Annotated in this window: 3 protein-coding genes; all 3 read right to left on the bottom strand. The window is 56.6% G+C overall.

Going from position 1 to position 5856, the window contains the following annotated elements; all coding sequences use genetic code 11:
• Nucleotides 1-154: 154 nt before the first annotated feature.
• Nucleotides 155-2854: an ATP-binding protein gene (locus AC0L2K_RS34575; RefSeq protein ID WP_473533605.1), complete on the bottom strand. Its 2700-nt coding sequence runs from the start codon at nucleotides 2852-2854 to the stop codon at nucleotides 155-157.
• Between the two features lie 717 nt (nucleotides 2855-3571).
• Nucleotides 3572-3922 (bottom strand): site-specific integrase, encoded by a 351-nt coding sequence (locus AC0L2K_RS34570; RefSeq protein WP_473533604.1) that lies wholly within the window; start codon nucleotides 3920-3922, stop codon nucleotides 3572-3574.
• 650 nt (nucleotides 3923-4572) lie between these two features.
• Nucleotides 4573-5496 carry an HNH endonuclease gene (locus tag AC0L2K_RS34565; RefSeq protein WP_206073020.1) on the bottom strand — a complete coding sequence of 308 codons (924 nt, stop codon included), beginning with the start codon at nucleotides 5494-5496 and terminating at the stop codon, nucleotides 4573-4575.
• Nucleotides 5497-5856: the final 360 nt, after the last annotated feature.

Genomic DNA, 5856 nt, shown 5'->3' with positions numbered 1-5856 from the left:
ATTAACTGCCAAGCGACACCGGCAGCGTGTTCGCTGGAGCGCCGTCGCCCGCCTCCTGTGAGGCGACGGACGGCTCCAGACGAAGCAGGCTTACAGGCAACGACCTGCGAAGGATTGGCCGCGATTGGGCGTTGAATGCGCCATAGAGATACCGCTAGGTGCTCCAGCCTTGAACAAAGTCACTTTGAAGGGAGCCGATCTTCTTAGGCAACGCCCTTCCGACGCATGTAAGCCCGAGATAGGTCGCGGCACGGGTTGCGCCCACATAGAGAAATTTGTCGAACAGCTCGGGGCGCAGTGTCGCCAAGGTGTCGATGCCAACAAAGAATACGGCTTCAAATTCCAGGCCTTTGATGTGCTGAACATCGAAAATCCTGATGTCGCTGTCCTGCCCAACAGACTGGCCTTTGTAGCACGCGATCACGTTGAGATTCTGATCTGCAAGCGCAGTTTTCAATCTATCGGCAAGTGGCCCAACTTCCGCCTCGTCATTCACCAGGATTGCGACGGAAGGGAGGGGCTTCGTCAACCGCTCGATCTCAATGATGCGAGCGGCAAGCCACGCTACGGTCTCATCACGCCCAGTCAGGTCAACGCCCAGGACTGGAGCCCAACCGTCGTTCTCGACGTTTTTAGGGAGAACAGCTTCGACAGTTTCGCCGGAACACAGACGGACAATCTCCGATGCCAAGCGATTGAGCTGCCGCGTGTGACGGTATGAAACCTGGATCGGCTTGAGGTCGATTTTGGGGAAAGCCCAACGCATCTCGTCGGCACTCCTGCTTCCCCAACTTGTTATCCTCTGATTGAAATCGCCGCAGGCAAAAAATGACTGAATAGCCGGATTGCTGAGTGCGCCCATACAGGCAAGCGTTATCGGCGAAAAATCTGTCGCCTCATCGACCATGATCTGATTGCGAACGACGCTCTGAAAGTCCTTTAGAATGCCGTAAGCCGGCTGATCGATATTGCGTCGAACTGTGCGGTCCTGGACCAGGCTCGACGCCGTACGCATCGTACACAACAACAGGATATCCACCTCTTGAGGGTCGACATCACTCACGGGAATAGGAGTTGCGACATACCAAGCACCTTCCGACTGGCGCAGACGCCGGAACCGACGATACCTTGCCGGTATGCCGTTCAAGTATCTCCGGATAGGATTGGTGAACTTTCGGAGCGCCGTCTGGATTTGCAGGCTCTCGCCTATCGCACGGAGCTCGTCCTCGGATAAAGTGCGGTCGCCTATCCATTCCGCAATACGGCCAGATCGCGTGGTTCGGCCCAATGTACGTCGACCAAAGCGCGCCCGGGCCTGGCTGCGCAGATTTCGCATATAGGCTGCCGCAGTTGCCGCCATGCGCGGACGAGGTGCCTGGGTCTGGACATCTTCGTCCTCGTCGCCGTCTTGCTCGTCATTGTCGTCGTCGGGCGTATTGAGCCCGTCGATAAATGCCGCCAGGCCTTCGAGAAATTTTCGGTCCTGATTGACCTGAGTATTGAGGCGCCGCCGCAACGCGGTGTCGGTTTCTTCCCTCATGCTGGAGAGGAGACCTTCAACGTCAGAGGAAACGCTCACCAGTTCCAGTAAGGCGCGAGGAAGCGAAATGGTAGGCGTTTCCGCGACGGCCTCTCTAAGCCTCCGCCCGAGGCGCGCGGTTTCCGAGTTTCCATTCTTTTCAAGGAGGTCGGCTGCACCGCCTAAATCCTCCCAGTAGTCGCCGGCCTGCCAGCTTACAAAATCCTCATACCAAGCTGTTTGCCTGTTGAGCACGTCAGGAAGGACATAGGATTCACCTTCCTTCATGATGAAAGGTCCGCCGCCGTCAGAAGCTTTGAGGATGCGAAACCTGTTTCGCGCCAGGCCTTGCCGAAAGCTTGACCATGTCGCGATCTTCTGGTCGGGCGCAGCAATGTTTTCGCGCGCGAAGGCCTCCTTGAGATACTGCTTGAGCAGGTCCGTGGGAGTGAACATCAGCCAACTGTGAGAGTGATCCACGGCATTGTCGGCACTGCTGTTGTCGGTCAAGCGCCGTTCATCGTCATCAAGATAGACACGATCGACCTTCTGTCCCAAACGCCGGATCAAGGTCGTGGTTTTGCCCGTGCCGGGCGGTCCTATAATCAGCAACTGACTGTTGAGGGGCAACCGGAAAATCTCGTCCTGATAGCGATCCAGGATCGGTTGGTCACGCAGGCCCATCTTCGTGATGACACTGCGCCGGATGCCTTCAATGATGTTGGTTGCTTGCTCATCGATAGCCAAAATACTGTCGAGGATGGAGCTATCTTCCCCGACGGCAATATGCACGGCGAGTGCATCGAGCATGGAGATGACGGTAATGGGCCCGTAGAATTCGCCCTCCAGAATGGAGTTACGCGAGTCCCACTGGCCCTGGCGCTCATGAGGATGAAGGATCGCCTTCTCGATGATCTCGACAGACTGAACGCCACCAGGGGTTCGGATATCGAAATCGTCGCCCACATCCAAGGACGCCAGCCGGCCCATCAACGAATTGCGTCCAGCGAAGCGTTTGTCTCCGCCGGGGCTTCCTGAAGCCGTTCCACGGCAGATGTAATAGATGACGATCTTTCCATCGTCCTGACGTGCTACCACCCTGGCGATGGCCGGTTCTCTGGCGAGCAGTTCGAGAGCACGGCGGTTTGCGCTGTCGACGTTGCCCAGGGCCCTGACGGCTTCGCCTGACGTAAAGGTGTTCACGCTGGCGAGCGCCGTCGGGCCGGTGGAGTATGGCTCGCCAAGCGCCGAACGTGCGTCCTTGGAAATTCTCTCGAAAACGTCGAGGCTTTCGCTCGAAACCCGTTCGATCTGATCCTGGTAGTTCGTGACCATTCCCATCTCCCTGCCGATTGTTCTTATTCTTTGATTGGGCTGCTATGTGCAACCAAATACGGAAGCGAGAACCATAAAATATAATATGGAAAGCTGCGCCCAGTGCCGCCTAACCTTTGCAGGCGTCATTGCTGGCTAAATGTAGTGCCGAAACGATAGCGGTTTCGACCCCACGCCCGGTATCGCGGTCAAGATTTCCCCGATGTCGTCGGCAAATCGCAGAGTGTCCGGCTAACCGTCGCTGAAAAGGCGCGCATTGAAGTTCAGCTTCGTCAGAGCGAGAACGTCAGCCAGCACCTGATGGAGCCGCGTGTCACCAAAAACAATGAGCACCTTCAAGGGCGTTGGAACCTCTCAAAATGCGTTGCGATGGTCGATCTCAAGCGCTAGGCCCCGCAAAACTGCACGCCCGCCTTCGCGAAAAAGCTTGAGGTCATTCGGCTTGGTAATCTGGATGCCGGAAATAGTTGTTCCCGCCGGAACCGCGCTGCGGAAGCCCTCACTCTCCGCACCATTGAACCGCGGCCGTGGATAAAAATCTCCTGCGGCGGCTTGCCGTGCCCACTGATGTAGCTGTCAGCGCAGCGGCTGACGATCTCCGCAGCTTTTCCTTAGAGAGGTGAAACTCCCCGAGGCGATCAGACCCGAATGCGCCACAGCACCCTTGAACACAATACCTTCGCCGGTATGCAGGAAATCTGCGCCCCGCAGCAAGCCTCATTGTTGTCGGCGGGGTTGTTCTTTCTCTTGAATACGAGGCCGATGTAGCAGACGCCGTCGCGGATAGGCGTGGCGGAATCCGTTGTTTGCGGAGACCGCCTTGAGTGTCTGGTACTCGAACCGCTTGAGGTGTTCGACATAACTCATTTGCGCGGGAATCAGGGACCCGCCACCGGGGACAAGGCGCATGATGGGTTCAAGGACATGCCACTGTTCCAGCGTGGTGACGGGCACGGTCCATGCCCGGCCCCCTTTCGTCCAGCTTACCTGCAAGGCGATATGATCGGCACGAATGGCCGCCTGCGGCTGCAACATCATGGCCTCTTTGCGCCGCAGGCCAAACGCCACTTGGAGGAGAACCGACGCCTTGATATGAGGGGCACTCGATCGTGCCAAGCTTGGCCTGGTTGAGGGTCTGGGGCACGGTTGCGCGTGACTTCGCCACGTTCGGCGACGCCGTACGCGGCATTGTCGCGGTTGACGACATTGACCTTGTTGACCTTCTCCGCCCACCATCGCAGCCAGGTGAGGCGGTTGCGGATACTGGCATCCGAGGTATCGGAATCGAGCCACTTTCTACAAGCGCCTCGACATGCTTGGGTTTGAGGGAACCGGCGGACGGCAGCTTGTAGCCGAGGTCCACGAGGTCGTTGGCCATTTGCGGCCAAGCCGCGCCGACGGTGTTTTGAGTGCCGTAAGAGCCGTCCCGGTTGCGTTGGCACATCGGCCTCGCCCAACTTGGCCGTTCTGGTGATGGCGGTGTCGATAGCGCGGTCAACGAACACCTCTCGGCCCGGATCGCTTTGACGTGCGGACCGAGCGGCCAAGCGACATGCTGAAAAGTAACACTCTGGGCGCCCCCCTTCTCTGCCTCGGATTCGAGCCGACATCACCCGGTTATCGAGCGGCAGCCGATGCCGGTGCTCGCCTTAGCCATAGTCCTGCACAACTGCCACGTGATAGTCTTTGAGCCGTCGGGCAAAGGATGAACGTTCAGCTTATTTCCCTTCCACTACATCCCTGAGTTCTTCGACCGTGAGCATGGGTTTGCGGTGTAGCATCTGGTGACAGTTTGAGCAGACCGCACGAAGGTCGCTCAATCGCGTCTTTTCGCCGGGCCGTATTTCTGCCACGGGCTTCGTATGGTGGCATTCGATGAAGCCAATGCCGCGCTCCTTATAAGTTCTCTCGAAATCAAAGCCGCAAACCGTGCATGCGAATGAAGTCAGGCTCGCCTTGAAAGCGGCGACCAGTTGCGGCTTCCGTTCAATGGCCCAATGAAGCCTGAGCCTGCGCGCGCCTTCTTCTTCGGAACGCTCACCCTCTCTTCCACTAGCATCTGCTCCTAGCTTCGTGATCGCCCTGAACTGCTCTTCGGACAAGTTGTACGAAGTTACCATCCTTTGCCGGCCGGGCTCGAAAATGTTTGGCGGTATTGGTAGCGACTCCCGGAATACGACAATCCGATCTTTTGGGACCGCCCAACGAAAGTACACAAAATCGCTTCGGATGGAGTTCTCTATCTGGGTAAGTGTTTGGTTCATGTATCGATGGGCAACCTGATTGATTTTGGCGAGTTCGAAAACATCAACCGCCATCTGCTCCACCGCTGAGGCTGACGGAGCGGCGGGTTTATCAAGTAATATGGCTCCGTCGTAATAGCCTGCCGCTCGCCAGCCGCCAGCATCGAAGGTCGCTAGGACAAGGCCAAATCTCTGGCCCTCATATTTCTTGGCAGGAAGCGCTACCGTGTAGCCGAGGACCTGTCCATCGATCGCGAAATCAATATTGAAATTCCAGTCCTCGTGCCCGAACCCGTGTTCATGAACGAAGCTGCCGACCCCCTTCTGGCTCAATCTGCCGCGTGACGGGCGAACCCAGCCTTCTGAATTGGGTGCGATCCTGTGTAGCTTGTATTCCAAATTATCCCTCCAAAATGGTAGTTGCTGCGATTAGCCTAAGATGAACCATCTCAGTGCCCTCAGCCTCCGCATTGGCGCAGGGTCGTCGCGGAGTCGGTGCATATGGGCAGCTTAGAACCGCCTCGCATTCTGCAATCTCCGCTTAACCGAGAAACCACCCGTTGTAAGCCTGCCATCTCAAAAATGGTGAGCTTCTGAACGCGTAAACGTTGAGTCCAGAACCACATCGCATTCTGTTATAGACTTGAAATAATTACATTATTTGAAGAGTAAGATTGACTTGGCAAGCAGGGTATAGTATCTGACGTTCCATGAGTTCAGTTGCCGCCTTCAGATCAAATCTGTCGCTTGGCAGTTAAC

The organism is Mesorhizobium sp. WSM4817, assembly GCF_055811135.1.
The sequence above is the reverse complement of the archived record's forward strand: the minus strand, read 5'-3'. Positions and strand labels throughout refer to the sequence as shown.